The sequence below is a fragment of the Erythrobacter sp. S267 genome (assembly GCF_057365045.1).
Genome location: NZ_CP200298.1, coordinates 1,417,814 through 1,439,752, shown reverse-complemented (window position 1 = coordinate 1,439,752; position 21,939 = coordinate 1,417,814). Strand labels below are relative to the sequence as shown.

Here is a 21,939-nt window from a genome sequence, read left to right as displayed (position 1 = left end):
GCTTGCCAGCTGAATGCAAAGACCGTCTGGACCTTGGCCCACACGCATCTCTAGAGAGGCCCACCGCGTAGGAGTTTGCATGACCGAGACACCGCCCAACAATCCGACCCTGACACCCGCCTCTAAATGGCTGGGCTATGCCGGATTGCTGCCGCAGATCATCTGCGTCGCACTGGCGGGCACGGGGCATGAATATGGCTACACCGCGCTCGCCGGAGGATACGCCTATGCTGCTGCGATCTACAGCTTCCTGGGCGGCGTTTGGTGGGGGCAGGCGATAGCGTCGGGCCGTGCGGGGCCCGGAACCTATCTTGTCGCTGTCATGCCGAGCCTTCTGGCGGTCGCGTTGTTCCTGCCGTGGAGTTTCGGCTGGGACTGGCCGGGGCCTGCTCTGCTATATCTGGGAGCCCTGATCCTCGCCTCGCCACTGGTTGACCGCGCGCTGGGATACGCCGCGCCGGACTTCATGCGCCTGCGGGTGCATCTGTCAGTGGGGTTGGGTGTGCTGACGATCGTGCTGGGCGTTATTGCCGAGGCGATTGTTTGAGGAAATGGTCGGGAAGAGAGGATTCGAACCTCCGGCCCCCGCCTCCCGAAGACGGTGCTCTACCAGGCTGAGCTACTTCCCGACTCAATCTGCACGGCAGTGATAGCGCGTGCGGTAGGGGCGCGCCTATAAGTGTGGATAGCGAAGGTGGCAAGCGTCCAATTGGCGCTTATAGCTTGTGTTCATGACCAGCACTGCGATTCCTCACTCCGAACAGCAATATCTCGACCTGATGCGCCAGATTTGGACCGGCGGAAGCGAGCGGGTGGACCGCACCGGCGTGGGCACGCGCTCAATTGCAGGGGCGATGCTGCGCTACGATTTGGGTGAGGGCGCAATGCCGCTGCTCACCACCAAGCGGGTCTATTGGAAGACTGCGACGCGTGAGATGCTGTGGTTTCTGACTGGTGAGACCAATATCCGCCCGCTGGTCCTGCAAGGCGTGAAGATCTGGAATGAGTGGCCCCATGCTCGCTACGTCAAGGAAACGGGCGAAGACATCAGCCTGGACGATTTCGTTCAGCGCATCGCCGATGACGAAGAGTTTGCCAATCGTTGGGGCGACCTGGGCCCGGTCTATGGCAAGCAATGGGTCGATTGGCCCACATATCGCTATCGCAAAGATGGCCTGTATGAACGCGGCCCCAGCATCAATCAGGTGGCTGAAGTGGTCGAAAGCCTAAAGACCTCTCCCGGCAGCCGTCGCCACATCATTGAGGGCTGGAATGTCGCTGAGCTGGACCGGATGGCGCTGCCTCCGTGTCACAAGACCTATCAGTTCCATGTGGCCGGTGATCGCTTGAACTGCATGCTCTATCAGCGGTCCTGCGATGTGGCTCTCGGCCTGCCGTTCAACCTGTGGTCGGCGGCTCTTTTGACGCGGATGATGGCGGATCAAACGGGGCTTGAGCCGGGCGAGCTCGTGTGGATGGGCGGGGACGTGCACCTCTATCTCAACCACGCGCATTTGATCGAGGAGCAACTGACTCGCAGCCCCCAAGGGCACCCCACTCTCGAAATCACGCGAAAGCCCGAAACAATTTTCGACTACCGGGTAGAGGATTTTGTGGTGCATGATTACGCGCCGCACCCCCCGATCAAGGCCCCTGTTGCGGTGTGATCGCTTCCGCTTGACCCCCTAAGGCACGTGCCATACCCGACCAGCAATCCGACTTGCTGGGAGAGCATTTTCATGGCCGACAAGGCTGACCCCAATCCCACTAACCGTCCCGCACTTGCCCTGCATGTGCCTGAGCCAAAGTCGCGCCCCGGTGAGCCGGTCGACTTTAGCGAGCTCAACATTCCCGAAGCCGGCTCTCAGCCGCGCCCGGATGAAAGCACCGCTCCCGGCGATATGAAGGACTTTGCCTATGGCCTCGTCCGCGTGCTGGGAGAGGATAACAAGGCGCATGGGGCGTGGGACCCTAAGCTTGATCCCGACACTTTGCGCACAATGCTCGGCCATATGGCGATGGTGCGGGCGTTCGATGAGCGGATGTTCCGCGGGCAGCGTCAGGGCAAGACTTCGTTTTACATGAAGTGCACCGGCGAAGAGGCGACCAGCGTGGCTGCCTCCATGGCTCTGGCGAGCGACGACATGGTGTTCCCAAGCTACCGCCAGCAGGGCATCCTGATCGCGCGCGGCTATCCGCTGATCGAGATGATCAACCAAATCTATTCGAACAAGGGCGACAAGCTGAAAGGTCGCCAGCTGCCGATCATGTATTCGAGCCGCGAGCACAGCTTCTTCAGCATCTCCGGCAACCTCGCCACGCAAACGCCCCAAGCTGTCGGCTGGGCCATGGCCTCTGCGATCAAGGGCGACAGCCGCATCGCCGCCACGTGGGTGGGCGAGGGCTCTACCGCAGAGGGTGACTTCCACTCCGCCTGCACCTTTGCGAGCGTTTACAACGCGCCGGTGATCCTCAACGTGATCAACAACCAATGGGCGATTTCGAGCTTCTCGGGATTTGCAGGCGCAGAGCGAACAACCTTCGCCGCGCGCGCCTTGGGCTATGGCATTGCGGGTCTGCGGGTGGATGGCAACGATGCGCTTGCATGCTTTGCCGCTCAACAATGGGCTGCGAACCGCGCCCGCGCCAACCAAGGCCCGACGCTGATCGAATATTTTACCTACCGCGCGGAAGGCCACTCCACCTCGGATGACCCCAGCGGCTACCGCTCAGCGCAAGAACGTGAGGAATGGCCGCTCGGCGATCCGGTCATGCGCCTCAAAAACCACCTCATCGCAATCGGTGAGTGGGACGAGGAACGCCAGGCCGAAATGGACAAGGCTTGCGCCGAAGAGGTGAAGGCGACCACCAAAGAGGCCGAGAAGAACGGCATCCTTGGCCACGGTCTCCACCATCCATTCCACACGATGTTCGAAGATGTATTCGAAGAACTGCCTTGGCACTTGGAGGAGCAGGCCGCTCAGGCGACCCGTGAACGCAAGATCAAATGGCCGGACGAACACCCCATGGATGGAGCGGGCAAATGAACGCTCAAACAAACACGCCAACACCGGTCGAAGGCGAAACCACAGAACGCCGTGTGAACATGATCGAGGCGATCAACGAAGCGCTCGACATCATGCTGGAGCGCGATGACGATGTGATCGTGATGGGCGAGGATGTCGGCTATTTCGGAGGCGTCTTTCGCTGCACGGCGGGCCTTCAGGAAAAGCACGGCAAGACCCGCGTATTCGACACGCCGATCAGCGAATGCGGGATTATCGGCGTTGCGGTCGGCATGGGCGCATATGGCCTGCGCCCGGTCCCGGAAATCCAGTTTGCCGACTACATCTATCCCGGTCTTGATCAGCTGATCTCCGAAGCGGCGCGTCTGCGTTATCGCTCGGCCACCGAATATATCGCGCCGATGACAGTGCGCTCGCCCTTTGGTGGAGGCATTTTCGGCGGACAGACGCACTCACAATCGCCCGAGAGCATCTTCACCCACGTTGCGGGTCTTAAGACGGTGATCCCGTCCACGCCATATGACGCAAAGGGCCTGCTGATCTCCTGCATCGAAGACAATGACCCGGTGATCTTCTTTGAGCCCAAGCGGATCTATAACGGGCCTTTCACTGGCTTCTACGATAAGCCGGTCGAGCCTTGGAAAAAACACGATGCCAGCGTCGTGCCCGAGGGTTACTACAAGATCCCGCTCGGCAAAGCACGCATGGTGCAAGAGGGCGAGGCGCTGACCGTGCTCGCTTATGGCACGATGGTCCACGTCGCAGAGGCCGTGTGCCAAAATAAGGGCGTTGATGCCGACATCCTCGACCTGCGCACGCTCGTCCCGCTCGACATCGAAGCGATTGAGGCTTCAGTCAAAAAGACCGGCCGCTGCCTGATCGTCCACGAAGCGACGCGCACATCGGGCTTCGGCTCGGAGCTTTCGGCGCTGGTGACAGAGCGCTGCTTCTACCACCTCGAAGCCCCGGTCGAACGCGTCACCGGCTTCGACACACCCTATCCGCACAGCCTCGAATGGGCCTATTTCCCCGGCCCCGTCCGCATCGGCGAGGCGATTGACAAGATTTTGGCAGAGTAACGCACATGGCGAAGTTCACTTTCAACATGCCCGATGTGGGCGAAGGCGTGGCCGAGGCGGAGATCGTCGATTGGCAGGTCAAGGTCGGCGATACGGTCTCCGAAGACCAGCATCTGGTCGATGTGATGACCGACAAGGCGACGATCGACATCGAAAGCCCGGTCGATGGCAAAGTCCTCGAAGTGGCAGGCGAAGTTGGCGATGTGATCGCGGTCGGCGCGATGCTGCTGGTGATCGAGGTTGAGGGAAGTGTTGAGCAGGATGATCCTGCCCCTGGTGCGGAAGAAGCTGCGCCTGAGGCAGAGGTCAGCGAGCGTCCTTCGACTGGCTCAGGACGAGCGGACATCGCGCCTGAATCGACGCCAATTGAAGCTGTAGAGGCACCCGTTGAACCAAAGCCCGCTCAGCCTGAGCTTGTCGAAGGCCATGCGACAACAGCAGCTGCGAAGGTTCTCGCATCCCCCGCCGTGCGCCAGCGCGCCCGCGACCTCGGCATTGACCTTGGTGAGGTGAAACCCGCCGATGATGGCCGCGTGCGTCATGGCGACCTTGACCAGTTCCTCGCCTATAATGCGGGCGGAGGGTTCTCTCCCGCGGCTGCGACGCGCGAAGACGAGCCGATCAAGGTCATCGGCCTGCGCAAGCGTATCGCTCAGAATATGAGCGCGGCGAAGCGCAACATCCCGCACTTCACCTATGTCGAGGAATGCGATGTTACGGCTCTCGAAGTCATGCGCGCGGACCTGAACTCCGCGCGGGGGAGCAAGCCCAAGCTCACCATGCTCCCGATGCTCATCACCGCCTTCTGCAAGCTGCTGCCGAAGTATCCGATGATCAATGCGCGCTACGACGACGAAGCGGGCGTTGTGACACGGCATGGGGCAGTGCATCTGGGCATGGCGACGCAGACCGACAACGGCCTGATGGTCCCCGTCATCCGCAACGCTGAAAGCCGCAATCTGTGGCAGCTCGCAAGCGAGATTGGCCGCTTGGCGAATGCGGCGCGTGATGGCTCGGCGAAGTCGGAGGAGCTGTCCGGCTCCACTTTGACAGTCACGTCGCTTGGGCCGCTGGGCGGTGTTGCTACCACTCCAGTCATCAATCGGCCTGAGGTGGCTATCATCGGCCCGAACCGCATTGTCGAGCGGCCTATGTTCGTGACGGGCAGCGATGGTGTGGAGCGGATCGAGAAGCGCAAGCTGATGAATATCTCCATCTCCTGCGACCACCGGGTCGTCGATGGCTATGATGCGGCGAGCTTCATTCAGGAGGTCAAGAGGCTGATCGAGACCCCTGTTTTGCTGCTGTCGGACTAGGGATACAAAAAAGGATACAAAAAAGCGCCATTAGGGTGATTGAGGGCGTTGACAGCCCACACTCACTGGCTTAGTGGCGCGTCTCCCAAGAGGCGCTGCATGCGTAATGCGCGGGTGTAGCTCAGTTGGTTAGAGTATCGGCCTGTCACGCCGAGGGTCGCGGGTTCGAGTCCCGTCACTCGCGCCACTTGGGACCTTTCTTCTCATATGAGATCGGAAAAGCCGCTCCGTTCTGGGCGGCTTTTTCGTTTCGCGGTCTTACTCAGCGGGTGGCGAGGGTCGTCCCCATTTGCCGGTCTCCATCCAGATCAGGAAGTTCCTCAAGGGTAACAGCCAAATCACGCCCAGGATCAGGTAGATCACGGTCTGCGCCCAGGTCGGCCAACTGCCGATCACGTCGGGTGCATAGCGGGCTATGACGACTGCATAGACGGTAAGGGCAATGAACAGCCCAATGATCCCAAACGGAATGCGCCAGGTCGGTGTTTCGCGCATTTAGAGTTCTCCAAACAGTCTCGTCGGCGTGACGATGGCATCCATGCGGACATCATGTGGTTCCACCGGCAGCGCATCGAGCAATTGCACGTCCCAGGCAAGACCTATGGCGACTGTCTTGGGATGCGCGGCCAGCCAGCGGTCATAGTGTCCGCCACCTTGGCCCAGTCGTTCGAGATGCTCGGTGAAGCCAAGCAACGGGACAAATACGATATCGGGCACCACTTTGGATGCGTCTGCGGATGGTTGGACGAGGCCGTAGGGGGCGGGTTCGAGGTCGCTTTCCGAGAAGGGGTCCGTGTGTTCGGCGAAGGCCATGGGCGTGCCCTCGGCCTCGAAGCGAGGGAGGGCGATGATGTGTCCGCTTTCGGCAAAGTGGCGCGCATAGCTCGCGGCCGGAGCTTCAAACTGCGTCGCGTGGTAGAGACCGATGGTGGCGCTATCCTTGATCGTGCGCAGCAAAGGCGCAGGCGGATGGTTGAACAGCAGCGCGCGGAACGCGTCCGGCTGCTGTTCGACATGTTCGCGGCGGATTTTGCGCAAAGTCTCGCGGAGTTCGGATTTACTCAGTGTTCGGTCCATGGATTGCTTCGCTTAGCCTGTCCTGAGCGACTGCTGCAAGCAGTCAGTCGAAGGGCTCGCAATGACGAAAACACACCCTGTTTGTCGTCACCAAACGGCGCGCAGCGCCGCAAGCCCGACCGGGCGCCCGCAGCGACGCGGCCTTCAGGCCGTGTGAGCGAGGAAATCGCAACCCGGATGGGTTGCGCAAAGAAGAAATGACGGAACCACCATGGGCCGGACCATGAAATCCTCTGACGCGAAAACGTCAGGTGGGCGCCGTATACCCCGGTCCCACAGCCGAACTGGTGGACCAAGGCAGGGACAGCTCCCTTGGATTGCTTATAGCCTCAGGGATATTCGTCGGCTCGTGCCGGGCAGCCCCGCCATCTGACGACTTAGTGCGCGGCGGCCTGACCTTCAAGCGCGTCAGCAGTTCTTTCCGCGCGGATCGCGAGCGCTTCGAGCTTTTCAGCCAGAGCGTCTGACAAGGCCGCATCCTCCGCCGGACCGCCGAACAGGTCGTGCTGGTGACGAGCATGCTCCTCCAGCTCTGCGATCTGAGCTTTCAGGGTCGCATTGTCGTTGCGCGCGCGCTTTTCTGCCTTGCGCAGGGTTTCGATCTCTGCGCGCAGCTCCGCCTTCTTGGAGCCGGACTTGGCTTTGTCGGTCTCGCTGTCGGAAGCGGCTTTTTTGATTGCGTTTGCTGCGTCATCCTGGGCGCGCTGCAATTCCTGCTTGAGCTCGCTGATTTCCAGCTTGGAGGCGGCGAGTGTTTCTTTGGCCTCATCCAGCTCATCGGCGAGGAACAGGGCCGCATAGACGATGTTATCTGCTTCTTGCGCCGAGCGCCCACCGAGTTTTGCATAATTTGCGTCGATGAGAGCGCCGAACTTGGCGACTTTCTCTTCGTCTCCGGGACCGCATGCGATGGCATAGCTGCGTGGGCCGACCTTAATCTTCACCTGAGTCATAGCGCGCGCCTTACCCCTCAAGCTCTTCGATTAGAGTGTCGATTTGTCCAATCGTATCAGCGACTTCTTCGCGCAGTTTCTCATGCGCATTCACAAGCGCCATGACGCGGGCTGAGCCTGCGCTGTCAGCTGCGTCATCCGCTTGGCTGTCGCCAGAGCTGTTTCCCAATTCTGCGCGCGCATTGTCGATCCGCTCCATCGCGGCGGTGATGCGGGCCATAGCCTGATCGATGCGAGTTGCACTCATAACACTCATGAAAATACCAAATTCACACGGTAACGCAAAGTGTTGGCTGCTCCTGTTGATAAGTGTTCTGCACCGCTTCGTCCGATATTATGTCGGGGGTCTTGGGGTTGGTGAGTGTTGACCTGCCCCTGTCGCTCAGCAATGGCTTTTTGCGACGGGCTGGAGGGGTCGAATCGCTCCCAAAAAGCTCGCGCATTCAAGACGTGCAAAACCCAGACACGAAAACCACGCGAGAAAAGGCGCTGGCAGGTCAGCGCTTCAGCAGGAGCCAGTCACCGCCATGACCCTTGATGCCGCCCGCTTGCAGAATATGGCCAACGCCATTCGAGCCCTTTCGATGGACGCTGTGCAGGCAGCCAATTCGGGTCACCCCGGAATGCCGATGGGAATGGCGGATGCGGCCTCTGTGTTGTTCGACCGGCACCTGAAGTTCAACCCCGCGCGCCCTGACTGGGCCGACCGTGACCGCTTCGTGCTTTCGGCAGGCCACGGCTCGATGCTGATCTACTCGCTGCTCCATTTGTCCGGCTATGCGCGCCCGACGATGGAGGAGATCGCAAACTTCCGCCAGCTGGGCAGCCCTTGTGCCGGCCACCCCGAAAACTTCCTGCTCGAAGGCGTTGAGTGCACCACCGGACCGCTGGGTCAGGGTCTTGCGATGGCGGTCGGGATGGCGATTGCAGAGCGGCATTTAAACGCGACGTTCGGCAGTGATCTGGTCGATCACCGCACTTGGGTGATCGCGGGCGATGGCTGCCTGATGGAGGGCATCAATCACGAGGCTATCGGCCTCGCCGGGCACCTTGGCCTTGGCCAAATGATCGTGCTGTGGGACGATAATGAGATCACCATCGACGGCGGCACCGACCTGTCGACCAGCGAGAACATCAAGGCGCGTTACGAAGCGACCGGATGGCATGTTGTTTCCTGCGACGGCCACGATTTCGACGACGTTGACCGCGCTCTGGCAGAGGCGAAGGCCGACCCGCGCCCCTCACTCGTCGCCTGCAAGACCGTGATCGGTAAGGGCGCTCCGAACAAACAGGGCACCAGCGCGACACACGGCGCTCCTTTGGGCGCGGACGAGATTGAAGCGGCCCGCAGCGTATTGGGTTGGACCAGCGCTCCGTTTGAAGTGCCCGGAGACATCCTCACTGACTGGCGTTCCACCGGTGATCGGGGCCGCGATGCGCATGGCGAGTGGGAAGCGCGGCTCGCCGCTTCTCCCAAGCGGGCGGCATTTGAAGCGCAGATGGCGGGCATTGCCGAACAGGTCGATGCCGCGATTGAAGGTCATATCCGCGCGCTCGCAGCCGAGCCTCAGAAGGTCGCAACCCGCAAGGCGAGTGAAATGGCGCTGACTCCGCTGACGGAGGCTCTGCCGCAGTTGGTCGGTGGCTCTGCTGACCTGACGGGCTCGAACAACACCAAGACGCCGAGCACTCTGCCGATGACGGCGGACGATTATTCGGGCCGCTATGTCTATTACGGTATCCGCGAGTTCGGCATGGCCGCTGCGATGAACGGCATGGCGCTGCATGGCGGGGTGGTGCCCTATGGCGGCACGTTCCTGATCTTCTCCGACTATTGCCGCAATGCGATCCGCCTGTCGGCGCTGCAGAAGACGCAGGCCATTTATGTGATGACGCATGACTCTATCGGCCTTGGCGAAGACGGCCCGACCCACCAGCCTATCGAGCAGGTCATGAGCCTGCGTCTGATCCCGAACCTCAACACGTTCCGCCCCTGCGACACTATCGAGACGGCAGAATGCTGGGCGCTGGCGCTAAAGACGCCGGAAACGCCTTCGGTTCTCGCACTGTCGCGCCAAGGCCTGCCGCAGCTGCGCGGTGAGTGCGACACCGAATGGACCGGCGCAATGAACGCGTGTGCCAAGGGCGGCTATCGCCTGCGCGGTGCAGCAGCGGAACGCAAGGTCGTGCTGGTCGCATCGGGCAGCGAAGTCGCGCTTGCGATGGAATGCGCCGATGCTCTTGAAGAGGCGGGCGTGGGCACCGATGTGGTCTCCATGCCGTGCACCGAACTGTTTGACGCCCAGGACGATGCTTACAAAGCCGATGTCCTTCCCAAAGACGCGCTGATCGTTTCGATTGAAGCGGGCGCGACGCTGGGGTGGGAGCGCTACACCGGTACAGATGGCCTCAATATCGGGATTGACCGGTTCGGAGCGTCTGCTCCCGCCAGCGATCTCTTCGCCTATTATGGCCTCACCGCAGAGGCGATTGTCCCCCAAATCCAAAGCAAATTGAACGCTTAAGCAGGAGTTTTTGAAATGGCTACCAAAGTCGCCATCAACGGTTTTGGCCGCATCGGCCGTCTCGTCGCCCGTGCAATCCTTGAGCGGTCCGACCACGATCTTGAGCTAGTCTCGATCAACGATCTGGCGGACACGAAGTCGAACGCGCTGCTGTTCCAGTACGATTCCACCCATGGCCGCTTTCCCGGCTCTGTTGACGTCGCAGACGGCGCCATCGTCGTGAACGGCAAGAGCATCGCAGTCACCTCTGAGCGTGATCCTGGCAACCTGCCGCATGGCGAGCAGGGCGTGGACATTGTTCTGGAATGCACCGGCTTCTTCCAAAGCCACGAAGCTGCCGAGCCGCATTTGAAAGCCGGCGCGAAACGCGTGCTGATTTCCGCTCCGGCGAAGAATGTTAGCGCGACCATCGTCTATGGTGTGAACCACGATACGCTGACCGCGAACGACGTAATCGTCTCCAACGCCAGCTGCACCACCAACTGCCTGTCGCCGGTCGCGAAAGTGCTGAACGACACGGTGGGGATTGAGCGCGGTTTCATGACCACGATCCACTCCTACACCAACGACCAGCGCATGCTCGACCAGATGCACTCTGACATGCGCCGCGCACGTGGCGGAGCGCAGAACATGATCCCGACCACCACCGGTGCCGCGCGCGCAGTGGGTCTGGTGCTTCCTGAACTGGCGGGTAAGCTTGACGGATCGTCAATCCGCGTGCCGACGCCCAATGTCAGCCTTGTTGACCTGACTTTCCAACCGGGTCGCGACACGACGGCGGAAGAGCTGAACGCCGCTCTCAAAGCCGCCGCGGAAGGTCCGATGAAGGGCGTGCTGGACTACACAGATCAGCCGCTCGTCTCGAGCGACTTCAACCACCACCCCGCCAGCTCCACCATCGACTCGCTGGAAACCGGCGTGATGGAAGGCAAGCTTGCCCGCGTTGTCAGCTGGTACGACAATGAATGGGGCTTCTCCAACCGCATGATCGACACCGCCGGCGTGATGGCGAAGTTCCTGTAAGGGGCCCCTTTATGGCTGCGTTCAAGACACTTGATGATCTCGGAGACATCACCGGCAAGGTTGCGCTTGTCCGGGTCGACCTGAACCTGCCGATGAAGGATGGCTCAGCCACCGATCTGACGCGGGCTGAGGCGGTTAAGCCGACCATTCTCGAATTGTCGCAGCGCGGAGCGAAGGTTCTGCTGCTTGCGCATTTCGGGCGTCCGGGGGGCAAGCGTTCCTCGATCCTTTCGACCAGCATGGTTGTGGGCGATGTCGAGAGCGTCCTGGACAAAGAGATCATGTTCATCCCCGAGGTTCAGGGGCCGGTGGTTGAGCAGTCGGTCGGCATCTTGGCCAATGGCGATATTGGCCTGCTCGACAACACCCGCTTCTGGCCGGGGGAGGAGGCGAATGACGCTGACTTCGCCAAGGCCATAGCCGCCCATGGCGACTTCTTCGTCAACGACGCGTTCTCTGCCGCGCACCGCGCCCATGCGACGACGGAAGGCATCACGCATCACCTCCCATCCTATGCAGGTCGCGCTATGGAGAAGGAGCTGAAGGCGCTCGACGCAGCGCTCGGCAATCCGGAGGCGCCTGTTGCAGCGGTTGTCGGCGGTGCGAAGGTTTCGACCAAGCTTGCCGTGCTCGAAAACCTCGTGGGCCGTGTCCAACATCTCATCATCGGCGGCGGGATGGCGAACACGTTCCTTGCGGCCCGAGGCGTCGATGTCGGCAAGAGCCTGTGCGAGCATGACCTTACCGACACCGCGTCCAAGATCATGGACGAAGCGGACCACGCAGGCTGCACCGTCCACCTGCCTTACGATGTGGTGGTGGCGAAGGAATTCGCCGCAAACCCCGCGTCTTTGCGCACCTGCAATGTCCACGAAGTCGCTGCCGATGAGATGATCCTCGACATCGGCCCGCAAGCAACCGAGGCGCTGGCGGATGTGCTCAAGACCTGCCGCACGCTGGTTTGGAACGGTCCTCTCGGCGCGTTCGAGACCGAGCCGTTCGACACCGCCACCATGGCGCTGGCCAACCATGTTGCGGCTTTGACGCTGGAGGAATCGCTCATCAGCGTGGCAGGGGGCGGAGACACCGTTGCAGCGCTGGCGCAAGCCGGTGTGACCGATGACGTTACCTACATCTCGACAGCAGGCGGCGCTTTCCTCGAATGGATGGAAGGCAAAGAGCTTCCGGGCGTTGCAGCGCTCAGCGCCTAAATGGCTGATCTCGTCCCTGAATTCAAAGCGCGCGAGACGCAATTGCAGCTCGCCTGGATGCAGCGCGATGCGGGTAAGGTGAAATCCCTGCTGACGAGCGAATGCATCATGCTGCTGGGATCGACCCCGCCGGTGCTGCTTGATCGGGCGAGTTTTGTGGGGCAGCTCACCGACCGCTTCCCTCTGATCGGTTTCGCCTTCCATGAAGTCACAGCGCGCAGGCACGGCAAGCTCGTCTGGTTCACCGGCCATGTTGAGATGGAAATGCGGGTCGAGCGTGAGGAGTGGAAAGGCGACTTCCTGCTCACCGATCTGTGGCGCAAGACGCGGTTCGGCGGGTGGAAGGTGGACGAGCGCAGCCTCTCCCCTCTCGCGGCCAACGAACGCCTGCCGCGCGCAATCACTTCGCTGCAAATGTGGCGCTAGGCGCGTTTTTCGCTAAGGAGCGTCCATGGCTGAAACCCGATTCCTGTTCTCCACGCCCTTCATCATCGACCGGCTGCAAAGCGCCGAAGGGATCGCCGTTCTGAAAGAGGCGATACTCGCTGAAAAGGCACGCGATCCGGATGGCGTCGAGATTTCCAATGTCGGCGGATGGCACTCCAAGACCGATATGATTGAATGGGGCGGCGAAGCGGCGCGCGCGCTCGCCTTCAAAGCGATGACGATGGCGGATGAGGCGCTGGTCAATCTGGGGGAGCCGGAGGGGCGCAATTATGACTGGAAGCCCGATATGTGGGCCAATGTCTCTGGCCCCGGTCACTCCAACCAGTATCACACTCACCCCGGCAGCTATTGGTCGGCGGTCGCCTATATCGACGATGGTTACGAAGGTGTGAGTGAGCCGGGGCAGGGTGGGGAGCTGCAACTGCTCGACCCGCGTATGCCGATGGTGCGCATGGCGTGCACCGATCTGCGCATGAAAGACATGGACGGACGCGAGCAGAAGAATGAGCCGCTGGTTCGCCCTCAGACCGGTCTGATCGTGATGTTCCCCAGCTGGCTGCAACACGCGGTCCGGCCCTTCCACGGCAAGGGCACGCGCATTTCGGTCGCGATCAATCTGGTGCCGGCGCTCAAGCCTCCGGCGGAGGTGGGACAGTGAGCCACGATACGCCCAAGACCGAATACGGCATCAACGGCGCGGTGAAAGCCAGCGGAGGCGAATTCGACGGCTGGTATCACTGGAACCATGATGCGTTTGAGACTCAATCCGGCCCGTTCTTCATGAAGCAGCAGGAGGATGGCTCCTACCTCTCCGCCTTCCGCGCTCAGGACCGCCATATGAACGGCGCAGGCTTCATGCATGGCGGCTGCCTGTTGACCTTTGCCGACTTCGCCCTGTTCGCGATTGCGACGGACGAGCTGGGCGGCGATCCGGCGGTAACGATGAATCTCGCGGGCGACTTTTTGGGCGGGGCTGGGCCGGGCGCGCTGATGGAAGCGCGCGGCGAAGTCACACGCGGCGGCGGCAAGACTATCTTCGTGCGCGGGCTGATTACGGGCGATGGTGAACCGGCACTCAGTTTCACCGGAATCATTCGGCGCTTCAAACCGAAAGCCTAGAGCTGTGACCACTTGTGCGCGGGTGGTTGCCGCGCGCTGCGCCGCTGGCTAAAGCGCGCTCACAAGAGTCACAAATCCACCCCTTCACCAAGAGGCTCACAGTTCCATGAACCACGACCAGATGATCGCCAAAATCGCCGGCGGACAGGGCTTTATTGCAGCCCTCGACCAGTCGGGCGGCTCCACTCCCAAGGCTCTGCGCGGATATGGCGTGGAAGACGGCGAGTGGTCTGGCGATGACGAGATGTTTGCCGCGATCCATGCGATGCGGTCACGGGTTATCACTTCGCCGTGCTTTGGCTCGGGCAAGGTCATCGGCGCAATCCTGTTTGAAAAAACGATGGATGGCGAAGTCGAAGGCCAATCGACCGCTGACGCTCTGAAAGCGCGCGGCATTGTGCCCTTCATCAAGGTCGATCAAGGCCTCGCGGACGAAGCGGACGGCGTGCAGCTGATGAAGCCCTTGGACAAGCTGCCCGCCCTGCTGGAAAAGTCAGTCGCCAACGGCATGTTCGGCACCAAGATGCGCTCGGTCATCAAGTCGGCGAACCCTGCTGGCATCGCCGCCATCGTCGCGCAGCAATTTGAAGTCGGCAACCAGATCGCTGACGCTGGCCTCGTCCCCATGCTGGAGCCGGAATACGACATCCACGCCGCTGACCGGGGGGAGGGTGAGGAAATCCTGCTCGCCGAGATCATAAAGGGTCTGGACGCTCTGCCAGAGGGCCGCAAGGTCATGCTCAAGCTCTCGATCCCGGTGAAGCCGGGCCACTACACACCTGCTATCAAGCACCCCAATGTCCTGCGCGTGGTGGCGCTGTCTGGCGGCTATTCGACCGATGACGCCTGCGAACACCTCGCGCAGAACCCCGGCATGATCGCCAGTTTCAGCCGCGGCCTGCTGCAAGACCTGCGCCAAGGCCAATCGCCGGAGGAGTTTGACGGTACGCTGTCCAAAGCGATCGACCAGATCCAGGCGGCGAGCGTGGCGGGCTGATAGCGTGGCCGACCCCGTGACTGAGACGGCGACCCAACTCTATCTGATCTCTCCGCAGGACGTTGGCGGGGACTTTCCTCAGCGGTTGGAGCGTGCGCTCGGGGCGGGCAAAGGTCTCGTCACCGCGTTCCAGTTTCGCGTCAAAGGGATCGACGACCAGCACGAACTCGCACGCTTGGCCGAGCCGCTTCAGGCGATTTGCGCGGCGCATGACGTGGCCTTCATCGTCAATGACAGCGTGCCGCTTGCGAAGCGGCTCAAAGCCGATGGCGTGCATCTGGGACAGGGCGATGGCGACCCCAAAGAAGCGCGTGAAGAGTTGGGCCGCGATGCGCAGATCGGTGTCACCTGCCACGCCTCCATGCACATGGCGATGGAAGCGGGCGAAGCGGGCGCAGACTATGTCGCGTTCGGCGCCTTCTTCGACAGCTCTACCAAGGACAAGGGAGACGCTGAGCGCCCGACTACCGATATGATCGAGCGCTGGGTCAAACTGTTCGAAATTCCGGTCGTCGCGATTGGCGGGATTACGTCTGACAATTGCGCGCCTCTGGTTAAGGCAGGTGCGGACTTCCTCGCCGTGTGCGGAGGGGTCTGGAATGGAGACGAGGTCGCAGCGATTGATGCTTTCGCTGCGAAAATGCGATGAAGACACGATGAAGATAAAGGGCAAATGGGTCTTTGCTGCGCTGCTGGTGGCAGCGATTTACTTTGGCAGCGTTGCCACTCTCATCGCTTTGGGGCCGCGCGAAGACCCCACTGATACAGCGAAAGTCGCGATTGTTTTGGGCGCGGCGGTTGATGGCGACAAGCCTTCCCCCGTCTTCGCCGCCCGGATCGATCACGCGATTGACCTTTACAAAAGAGGCCGCGTGCCAGCGATCATTTTTACCGGCGCTCGCTCACCCGAAGACACGCTTTCAGAAGCGGCCGCCGCGCGCGATTATGCGATCGCGGCCGGGGTTTCCGCTTCTGACATCACGATTGAGGAGCGCTCTCGCACAACGCTGGAAAACCTCGTCGAAGCGAAAAAGCTGATGCGCAACAACGGGCAGCTGAGCGCTTTGGTGGTTTCGGACCCTCTGCATCTGTGGCGGGCGAACATGATGGCGGAGGATCTTGAGATGGCCGCTGCGATGAGCTCAACGCCGACCACCCGCTACCAATCAGCGTCAACAAAGGCTCCATTCCTCGCGCGCGAGGTTTACTTTGTGCATCACTATTGGTTGTTTGGGGAGTAAGTATCCCCGCTCGCTTTACTTAGCGTCGTCCCAGCAGCCGGGTGCAGAGCAAGTCGCTTGCCTCGCCAGCATCGTCCAGCTTGCGCAGTTGGTTGTCGCCGATCCGGCGGAACCGCTCACCCTTCTTCGGGCCAGCGGTGAAGACCAGTTCGCGCCCGCGCAGGATGTAGGTGCCATTGCCCGCTTCATTGGAATAGCGGGAGGCGATGGAGATGCGGAAGTTCTCCTCCGCCATCTCGACAAAGGTCTCCGCCCCCGCATCGCCCGGCAGCGCGCATTGATACTGACCCTGCGGCATGGTCCCCAAAGGACCATCGGGCGGCAGAGGCGCACGCTCCGTCTCCACCTGGCCTGAGGCAGGCACCGTCCCCGCGATAATCGCGGCGGTCAGAGTAAGGATGACGACATGCGTGGTTTTCATCGGGCGGGCTTTTTTAGGACCTGTACTGAGTGGGGGTAGGGCACCTGTTCAATCCGCGTTGTACCATCGCAGAAGTGTGGTGACCACGTCATTAACCATGAGAATGCGCCCCACCCAGAATCCCGCACACCAACGCACTCAGTCGCCGCATATCAGGGTGTGCTTGCGGTGGGGGTTCCAAGCGGCTATTGGCGCAGCTGTTTTTGCAGCAGCGCCTGGGCTCTCAGCACCAGTGCCTCTCACCATCAAAAGAGATTTCCCATGAAGATCAGCGGCGTCGACATTCGCCCCGGCAACATCCTCGAATATGAGGGCGGCATCTGGAAAGTAGCCAAGATTCAGCACACTCAGCCGGGTAAGGGCGGGGCCTATATGCAGGTTGAGATGAAGAACCTGCAGGACGGGCGCAAAACCAATGTCCGCTTCCGCAGCGCTGACACGGTTGAGAAAGTGCGCCTCGACACGGCGGACTATCAGTTCCTCTATGAAGATGGCGACATGCTCGTCTTCATGGACCAGAACACGTACGAGCAGATCAACCTGCCCGGCGACCTGCTTGGCGATGCGCGCGCTTTCCTTCAGGACGGGATGCAGGTGCAATTGGAGCTGTGGGAAGAGAAGCCCATCAGCGTCCAGCTTCCTTCGCAGATCGAGGCAGAAATTGTCGAAGCCGACGCCGTGGTGAAGGGGCAGACCGCTTCCTCCAGCTACAAGCCCGCCGTGCTCGACAATGGCGTGCGCATCATGGTCCCGCCGCATATTGAAAGCGGCACGCGGATCATCGTGGATGTTTACGAACAGACTTACGTCGGCAAAGCAGGCTAATCTCACATGAGCATGTTTTCAGGTCTCATCCGCGTCATGGAACGCGCGGCGCGCAAAGCGGGCGGGCGTTTGCGCCGCGACTTTGGCGAGGTTGAGCACCTTCAGGTGAGCCGCAAGGGCCCCGCTGATTTTGTATCCAAAGCCGATATGCGCGCCGAACGCGCTGTCTATGATGAACTGCTCCACGCGCGCCCTGATTGGGGCTTTGTGCTGGAAGAGGCCGGCGTGATCGAGGGCGCTCCAGATATGCCCCGCTGGATCGTCGATCCGCTGGATGGGACGAGCAATTTCCTCCACGGCATCCCGCACTTCGCGATCAGCATCGCGGTTCAGGAGCCGCGTCTGGGCGGTCCAGATTCGCAAGGAAACGCATGGGGCGATGTCACCGCTGCGGTGATCTATGATCCCATTCAAGACGCAACCTATTGGGCTGAGAAAACACGCGGCGCTTGGCTGCAGGATGCGCGGCTGCGCGTCTCTGCCCGCCGCAATCTGTCCGACGCCCTGATCGCGACCGGCATCCCGTTTCAGGGGCACGGCGACTTTGCCGAATGGAGCCGCATTTTCGGTGCCATCGGCCCTGAAGTTGCGGGCATCCGCCGCTTTGGCGCTGCCTCTCTTGACTTGGCTTACGTTGCGCAAGGGCGCTTCGACGGCTTTTGGGAAAGCGGCCTCAACGATTGGGACACGGCGGCGGGTTGCTTGTTGGTGCGCGAAGCGGGCGGATTTGTGAGCGACTTCCGTGGTCGTTCCAACCCGATCCACTCCAAGCAAATCCTTGCGGCCAACGACGCGCTTCATTCCAAACTGCACAAGATCCTCGCCGGGAGTCTGCGTTAATTTGTCCGCACCCCATCCGGGGTGCGAAATCCTCGCTCACGCGCCCTTCGGGCACGTCGCTGCGGGCGGGCGGTCGCCCTTGCGGTGCTTCGCACCGTTTCCAGCGCTTGCCAGAGGGGTTCGACCTCGCTAACAGCCGCGCTCTTGCTTCACGCACAGTGCCCCTGTGGTGGAATTGGTAGACGCGAGCGATTCAAAATCGCTTTCCTACGGGAGTGCCGGTTCGAGTCCGGCCAGGGGCACCATTCTTCGCTTCGGCCTCAAGCGCCGGCACCAAAAAGACCCCGGCGCATCCGCTCATTTGGCTTTCCTCGCTCACACGACCTAAAGGCCGCGTCGCTGCGGGCGGGCGCCCATGGTCTTTGGCGCCCTTGCGAACTCTTCGAGTTCGTTTGGCTTCCCAAATTCATCTTGTCCTGTATTCTCTCCAAAGCTCGGACGAGGAATCCCCATGCAATTGCAACTGCTTGAAGTTGGAGAGGACCGCTATCAGCCCGAGGCGGGTAACATCCATGCGCAGGACCCCAAGAAGCGCGACACGCAAAAGCGGCTTGCGGCTTTGATTGGGTGGGTTGCGCTGGGGATGCCGATTGTGCTCGCGGTCGGAGGGCTTCTCCTCAGCCTGTTTGACTTGGGCGACTTCACTGAAAGCCTTAGCGCGTTTTACTATGAGGAAGTGCTGCTCGGCGACATTTTCGTCGGCTGCATCATCTTTCTCGGCATTGCGATGTTCGCCTATCAGGGGTGGCACTCAAAGATCGCCACGCTCGCCAGCTTTTGCGGCGTCTGCATGTTCCTCGTCGCGCTTTTTCCTGCCGATGGTTGGATCGTGCTGGAGGAGGAACCGGACGCCACTTTCACCGGCTTCACCGTCTTTGAAACAGTCAGCGACCAGGTTCACCTGTGGGCCTCGGTCATTGTGTTTCTGATCCTGGCGTGGTTCTGCTTCTTCGTCTTCACCCGCGTAAAGCCCGACCAGTTGGACGAGAACAGAGAGCTGATCGACACCAAGAAATCCCGCAACCGCCTCTATCGCATTTCCGGCACCATAATTCTTGTCTCGCTGTGCGGGACGGGCCTTGCCTTCCTGCTGGATGAAGCGATCGTGCGGCAATATCGCCTGATCTATATGGGTGAGACGATCTGTCTGCTCACCTATGGCGTGTCGTGGATGGTGCATGGGCGCGTGTTTGACCGCTTGAAAGACCCCACCGACCGCGCGGATGCAAAGGCGAGCTAGCGTGACACGCGAAAACACTTGCCAAGCGGGGCGCGAATTGGGACACCGCTGGCTTGACCGAACATAATGATTGAGCTTCCATCCTATCACGCCATGGCGGCAATGGCGCTCACGATCTTGATGTTTGTCGAGTTTGTGCGCGGGCGTTTGTCGATTGAGATCGTCTCGCTGCTCACCATCGCGGTGATCGCGGTGGGGCTGTACTTCTTTCCGCTTCCCGAAACCGGCAAATTCTATTCGCTTGAACTCGCCTTTGGAGGGTTCGGCCACTACGCGCTCATCACGATCTGTGCGCTGATGATTATGGGGCGGGGCCTGGTCGTCACAGGTGCGCTGGAGCCTGCTGCGCGCGTGCTTGAGAGGGTGTTCAAATTCAACCTTCAACTGGGTTTGCTGGTCTCTCTTATCATCGCGTTGGTGCTGTCGATGTTCGTCAACAACACACCGGTGCTGGTGCTGATGATCCCGATCTTCGCCGCCTTGGCCAGTCGCGGGGCACTGCCAACGTCGAAGACACTGATGCCTTTGAACGCAGCGTCGCTTTTGGGAGGTCTCGCGACAACGATTGGCACGTCGACCAATATTCTCGTGGTTTCGATCGCAGTGGATTTGGGAATGCGCGAAATTGGTGTGTTCGACTTTACTCCGATTGTGCTGATCGCAGTGCTTGTTGCGATGCCTTATATGTGGCTCGTCATGCCGCGTTTGTTGAAGGACAATCGGACCCAGACGATGGCGCAGCAGCGCATGTTCCACACGCGGCTGCGGGTGGGGAGCCAGTCGATGCTGGCAGGGGCAGAGCTCTCCTCCATCAGCGACAAGCTGCCCGAAGGGATCACCTTCCATGATACGCCCGCGGGACCGCTCCAACCACAGCAACGCCTGCATATCTCCGGCAGTCACGAGGCGTTGGAAGACGCCACACGTGAACTGAAGGGTGAGCTTGCGCCCAGCTGGGTGCTTGATCGGATCAAGCGACAGTCGTCGGCCACCGGGCAGGATGTGATGGTGGTCGAGATGACGGTGACAGCGGATTCGCGCCTCATCACGCGCACTCTGCCTTCGTCGGGCATCGCGGACCTCTACAGCGTTGCCGTGCTGGGCATCCACCGGCCAGAGCTGCTGATGGGTGAGCGGGACAAATATTCCGAGGGCGGCGATTTGCGGATCTCGGAAGGTGACGTGCTGCTGGTGATGGGGCTTTACGACGACCTCAAAAACTTTGCCCGCGCGGACAGCCTTTTGATGCTCGAAGGCGCGCGCGAACTGCCGCGCCGGTCCAAGGCGGTGCTGGCTGCGGCGATCATGGCGTTTTCGGTCTTTACCGCGGCCATCGGCGTCTTCCCGATTGCGATCTCAGCTCTGGCAGGCGCGATCCTGATGTTTGTCACCGGCTGCGTGAAGTTTGACCGCGTGGGGAGGGCGCTATCGGGCCAGGTCATTGTGCTGGTCGCGGCGAGTATCGCGATAGGCCGCGTCATCGACGAAAGCGGGGCGGCAGAGTGGCTGGGTCAGTCGCTCAGTTTAGGGCTGGCCTATTTGCCGCCTGCTTTGGTCATCGGGGCGATCATGATCTTTGTGACCTTTATCACTAACTTCGCCTCCAACGCGACCGCTGCGACCGTGGGCACACCCATCGCTTTCAGCATCGCAGAGGTGCTGGGCATCCCGGCAGAGCCGCTGGTGCTCGCCGTGCTGTTCGGCTGCAACCTGTGTTACGCGACGCCGATTGCCTATCAGACCAACATGCTGATCATGGCCGAGGGGCAATACGAATTCGGCGACTACATCCGCACCGGCGTCCCGCTGGTGGTGCTGATGGTGGCGACGCTCTCAGTGCTGCTGGTGCTGTTCTACGGGTTGTAGGGTGGCGTTTGGAAATGCATCCCTAAGGGTGATCTTCAGAGGAATTAGTGAAACAACTGGACGCATATTTCGAAGGTTCGCTCCTCGAAGCCAAGAAGCTGGTCGAGGCAGAACTTGGCGTACGTTTGCAACTCAGCGAGAACGATTTTTTCGGTACATACGCATCTGGCAAGAGCGAAGTCTTCGCCCAAATTCGAATCTTTGCGAACGAGCTCGAAGACGATTGTGACGATGATCCCTTGTGGACAGATCGCGCCCCGCAAAAAGCGCACATTGTCGAATTCCATTTCCACGAGGATGCATTTGATGGTGAGAGCTTGCCGCCCTCATTGATTTTGATTTGAATGGCACAAACAAAGCTACCATCTCTGATGAAGCGCTGAATGTTCCCGCACAAAAGTTACGGCCGCCAAACGAGGCTTTCGCCCCGCCTAGCGGCCGTGTTCTCCTCCCCAGGAGAATTGGGTGTTGGGTTAAAACTCTGCGAAGTTACTGCGGGTCTGGCACATAAGTGCCGAGGCGGTGGTGCAGGGCGTTGATCTTGGCGAGTTCCTCACGGTCTTCGGTGCCACGGGCGTGGCTTTCCAGAGCGCGGCGCAGCAGCTTCATGTCAGCTGTCGACAGCAGCGCACGGGCGCGTGAAGGTTCTTTGCTAGGGGTATCGGTATCGCTCATCTTAGTCTCTCCGAGGGTCCGAATTGCGGACATAGGTGATGAGTTAAGCTAATGAAGC

25 protein-coding genes, 3 tRNA genes and 1 other RNA gene are annotated in these 21,939 nt (G+C 60.6%); 21 read left to right on the top strand and 8 right to left on the bottom strand.

Annotated features, from left to right (window positions below):
* Positions 1-79 precede the first annotated feature (79 nt).
* On the top strand, positions 80-547 hold the full coding sequence (locus AC0V6X_RS06765) for a DUF3429 domain-containing protein (RefSeq protein WP_486183819.1): 468 nt from the start codon (positions 80-82) through the stop codon (positions 545-547).
* Between the two features lie 5 nt (positions 548-552).
* Here the strand turns inward: AC0V6X_RS06765 and AC0V6X_RS06760 are convergent.
* Positions 553-629 (bottom strand) — tRNA-Pro (locus tag AC0V6X_RS06760).
* A gap of 102 nt (positions 630-731) precedes the next feature.
* On the opposite strand from AC0V6X_RS06760, the gene thyA reads away from it, so the two are divergent.
* The 5 genes from thyA (at position 732) to AC0V6X_RS06735 (ending at position 5,608) form a co-directional block, all read left to right on the top strand.
* Positions 732-1,667, top strand: a complete 936-nt coding sequence (gene thyA, locus AC0V6X_RS06755; protein WP_486183818.1) for a thymidylate synthase — start codon at positions 732-734, stop codon at positions 1,665-1,667.
* A gap of 72 nt (positions 1,668-1,739) precedes the next feature.
* Positions 1,740-3,047 (top strand): thiamine pyrophosphate-dependent enzyme, encoded by a 1,308-nt coding sequence (locus tag AC0V6X_RS06750; RefSeq protein ID WP_486183817.1) that lies wholly within the window; start codon positions 1,740-1,742, stop codon positions 3,045-3,047.
* A complete protein-coding gene (locus tag AC0V6X_RS06745; RefSeq protein ID WP_486183816.1) occupies positions 3,044-4,105 on the top strand; it encodes an alpha-ketoacid dehydrogenase subunit beta in 1,062 nt (353 codons plus the stop codon). The genes AC0V6X_RS06750 and AC0V6X_RS06745 overlap by 4 nt, the downstream gene beginning before the upstream one ends.
* 5 nt (positions 4,106-4,110) lie before the next feature.
* On the top strand, positions 4,111-5,421 hold the full coding sequence (locus tag AC0V6X_RS06740; protein WP_486183815.1) for a dihydrolipoamide acetyltransferase family protein: 1,311 nt from the start codon (positions 4,111-4,113) through the stop codon (positions 5,419-5,421).
* 110 nt (positions 5,422-5,531) lie between these two features.
* Positions 5,532-5,608: transfer RNA gene (locus tag AC0V6X_RS06735), tRNA-Asp, on the top strand.
* Positions 5,609-5,679: 71 nt separating this feature from the next.
* Here AC0V6X_RS06735 and AC0V6X_RS06730 read toward each other — a convergent pair.
* From AC0V6X_RS06730 to AC0V6X_RS06710, 5 genes are all read right to left on the bottom strand, one after another.
* Positions 5,680-5,916: a DUF2842 domain-containing protein gene (locus AC0V6X_RS06730; protein WP_486183814.1), complete on the bottom strand. Its 237-nt coding sequence runs from the start codon at positions 5,914-5,916 to the stop codon at positions 5,680-5,682.
* Positions 5,917-6,498 carry a 5-formyltetrahydrofolate cyclo-ligase gene (locus tag AC0V6X_RS06725; RefSeq protein WP_486183813.1) on the bottom strand — a complete coding sequence of 194 codons (582 nt, stop codon included), beginning with the start codon at positions 6,496-6,498 and terminating at the stop codon, positions 5,917-5,919.
* Positions 6,499-6,697: 199 nt separating this feature from the next.
* A non-coding RNA gene (gene ssrS, locus AC0V6X_RS06720) (6S RNA) lies at positions 6,698-6,864 on the bottom strand.
* 11 nt (positions 6,865-6,875) lie between these two features.
* The gene (locus AC0V6X_RS06715) at positions 6,876-7,451 is read right to left on the bottom strand and encodes a cell division protein ZapA (RefSeq protein ID WP_486183812.1); all 576 of its coding nucleotides are present in this window, start codon (positions 7,449-7,451) and stop codon (positions 6,876-6,878) included.
* A 10-nt stretch (positions 7,452-7,461) separates the two neighbouring features.
* Complete coding sequence (locus AC0V6X_RS06710; protein WP_486183811.1) at positions 7,462-7,707, bottom strand: hypothetical protein; 246 nt, start codon at positions 7,705-7,707, stop codon at positions 7,462-7,464.
* A 271-nt stretch (positions 7,708-7,978) separates the two neighbouring features.
* On the opposite strand from AC0V6X_RS06710, the gene tkt reads away from it, so the two are divergent.
* The 9 genes from tkt to AC0V6X_RS06665 all read left to right on the top strand — a co-directional run bounded on the left by tkt (position 7,979) and on the right by AC0V6X_RS06665 (position 16,014).
* Entirely contained in the window at positions 7,979-9,976 is a 1,998-nt protein-coding gene (gene tkt, locus AC0V6X_RS06705) for a transketolase (RefSeq protein ID WP_486183810.1), read from the top strand.
* Positions 9,977-9,991: 15 nt separating this feature from the next.
* Complete coding sequence (gene gap, locus AC0V6X_RS06700; protein WP_486183809.1) at positions 9,992-10,999, top strand: type I glyceraldehyde-3-phosphate dehydrogenase; 1,008 nt, start codon at positions 9,992-9,994, stop codon at positions 10,997-10,999.
* 11 nt (positions 11,000-11,010) lie between these two features.
* The gene (locus AC0V6X_RS06695; protein WP_486183808.1) at positions 11,011-12,210 is read left to right on the top strand and encodes a phosphoglycerate kinase; all 1,200 of its coding nucleotides are present in this window, start codon (positions 11,011-11,013) and stop codon (positions 12,208-12,210) included.
* Positions 12,211-12,636 (top strand): DUF4440 domain-containing protein, encoded by a 426-nt coding sequence (locus AC0V6X_RS06690; protein ID WP_486183807.1) that lies wholly within the window; start codon positions 12,211-12,213, stop codon positions 12,634-12,636. It begins immediately after the preceding gene.
* 25 nt (positions 12,637-12,661) lie between these two features.
* Positions 12,662-13,315, top strand: a complete 654-nt coding sequence (locus AC0V6X_RS06685; RefSeq protein ID WP_486183806.1) for a 2OG-Fe(II) oxygenase family protein — start codon at positions 12,662-12,664, stop codon at positions 13,313-13,315.
* Positions 13,312-13,776 (top strand): PaaI family thioesterase, encoded by a 465-nt coding sequence (locus tag AC0V6X_RS06680; RefSeq protein WP_486183805.1) that lies wholly within the window; start codon positions 13,312-13,314, stop codon positions 13,774-13,776. Before AC0V6X_RS06685 ends, AC0V6X_RS06680 begins: the two co-directional genes overlap by 4 nt.
* A gap of 106 nt (positions 13,777-13,882) precedes the next feature.
* Entirely contained in the window at positions 13,883-14,773 is an 891-nt protein-coding gene (locus AC0V6X_RS06675) for a fructose bisphosphate aldolase (RefSeq protein WP_486183804.1), read from the top strand.
* A 4-nt stretch (positions 14,774-14,777) separates the two neighbouring features.
* Positions 14,778-15,422: a thiamine phosphate synthase gene (thiE, locus tag AC0V6X_RS06670; RefSeq protein ID WP_486183803.1), complete on the top strand. Its 645-nt coding sequence runs from the start codon at positions 14,778-14,780 to the stop codon at positions 15,420-15,422.
* Positions 15,397-16,014, top strand: coding sequence for a YdcF family protein (locus AC0V6X_RS06665; protein ID WP_486183802.1), 618 nt, complete (start codon positions 15,397-15,399; stop codon positions 16,012-16,014). The genes thiE and AC0V6X_RS06665 overlap by 26 nt, the downstream gene beginning before the upstream one ends.
* A gap of 19 nt (positions 16,015-16,033) precedes the next feature.
* Here the strand turns inward: AC0V6X_RS06665 and AC0V6X_RS06660 are convergent, their stop codons facing one another.
* Positions 16,034-16,435 carry an elongation factor P gene (locus tag AC0V6X_RS06660; RefSeq protein ID WP_486183801.1) on the bottom strand — a complete coding sequence of 134 codons (402 nt, stop codon included), beginning with the start codon at positions 16,433-16,435 and terminating at the stop codon, positions 16,034-16,036.
* Between the two features lie 261 nt (positions 16,436-16,696).
* On the opposite strand from AC0V6X_RS06660, the gene efp reads away from it, so the two are divergent.
* The 6 genes from efp to AC0V6X_RS06630 all read left to right on the top strand — a co-directional run bounded on the left by efp (position 16,697) and on the right by AC0V6X_RS06630 (position 21,550).
* On the top strand, positions 16,697-17,260 hold the full coding sequence (efp, locus tag AC0V6X_RS06655; RefSeq protein ID WP_486183800.1) for an elongation factor P: 564 nt from the start codon (positions 16,697-16,699) through the stop codon (positions 17,258-17,260).
* Positions 17,261-17,266: 6 nt separating this feature from the next.
* Entirely contained in the window at positions 17,267-18,100 is an 834-nt protein-coding gene (locus tag AC0V6X_RS06650; RefSeq protein WP_486183799.1) for an inositol monophosphatase family protein, read from the top strand.
* Positions 18,101-18,260: 160 nt separating this feature from the next.
* Positions 18,261-18,345: transfer RNA gene (locus AC0V6X_RS06645), tRNA-Leu, on the top strand.
* Positions 18,346-18,551: 206 nt separating this feature from the next.
* Positions 18,552-19,340, top strand: coding sequence for a hypothetical protein (locus AC0V6X_RS06640; protein ID WP_486183798.1), 789 nt, complete (start codon positions 18,552-18,554; stop codon positions 19,338-19,340).
* A gap of 66 nt (positions 19,341-19,406) precedes the next feature.
* A complete protein-coding gene (locus AC0V6X_RS06635) occupies positions 19,407-21,206 on the top strand; it encodes an SLC13 family permease (protein WP_486183797.1) in 1,800 nt (599 codons plus the stop codon).
* 47 nt (positions 21,207-21,253) lie between these two features.
* The gene (locus AC0V6X_RS06630; protein ID WP_486183796.1) at positions 21,254-21,550 is read left to right on the top strand and encodes a hypothetical protein; all 297 of its coding nucleotides are present in this window, start codon (positions 21,254-21,256) and stop codon (positions 21,548-21,550) included.
* Between the two features lie 145 nt (positions 21,551-21,695).
* Here AC0V6X_RS06630 and AC0V6X_RS06625 read toward each other — a convergent pair whose 3' ends face one another.
* Positions 21,696-21,881, bottom strand: coding sequence for a hypothetical protein (locus AC0V6X_RS06625; RefSeq protein WP_486183795.1), 186 nt, complete (start codon positions 21,879-21,881; stop codon positions 21,696-21,698).
* Positions 21,882-21,939: the final 58 nt, after the last annotated feature.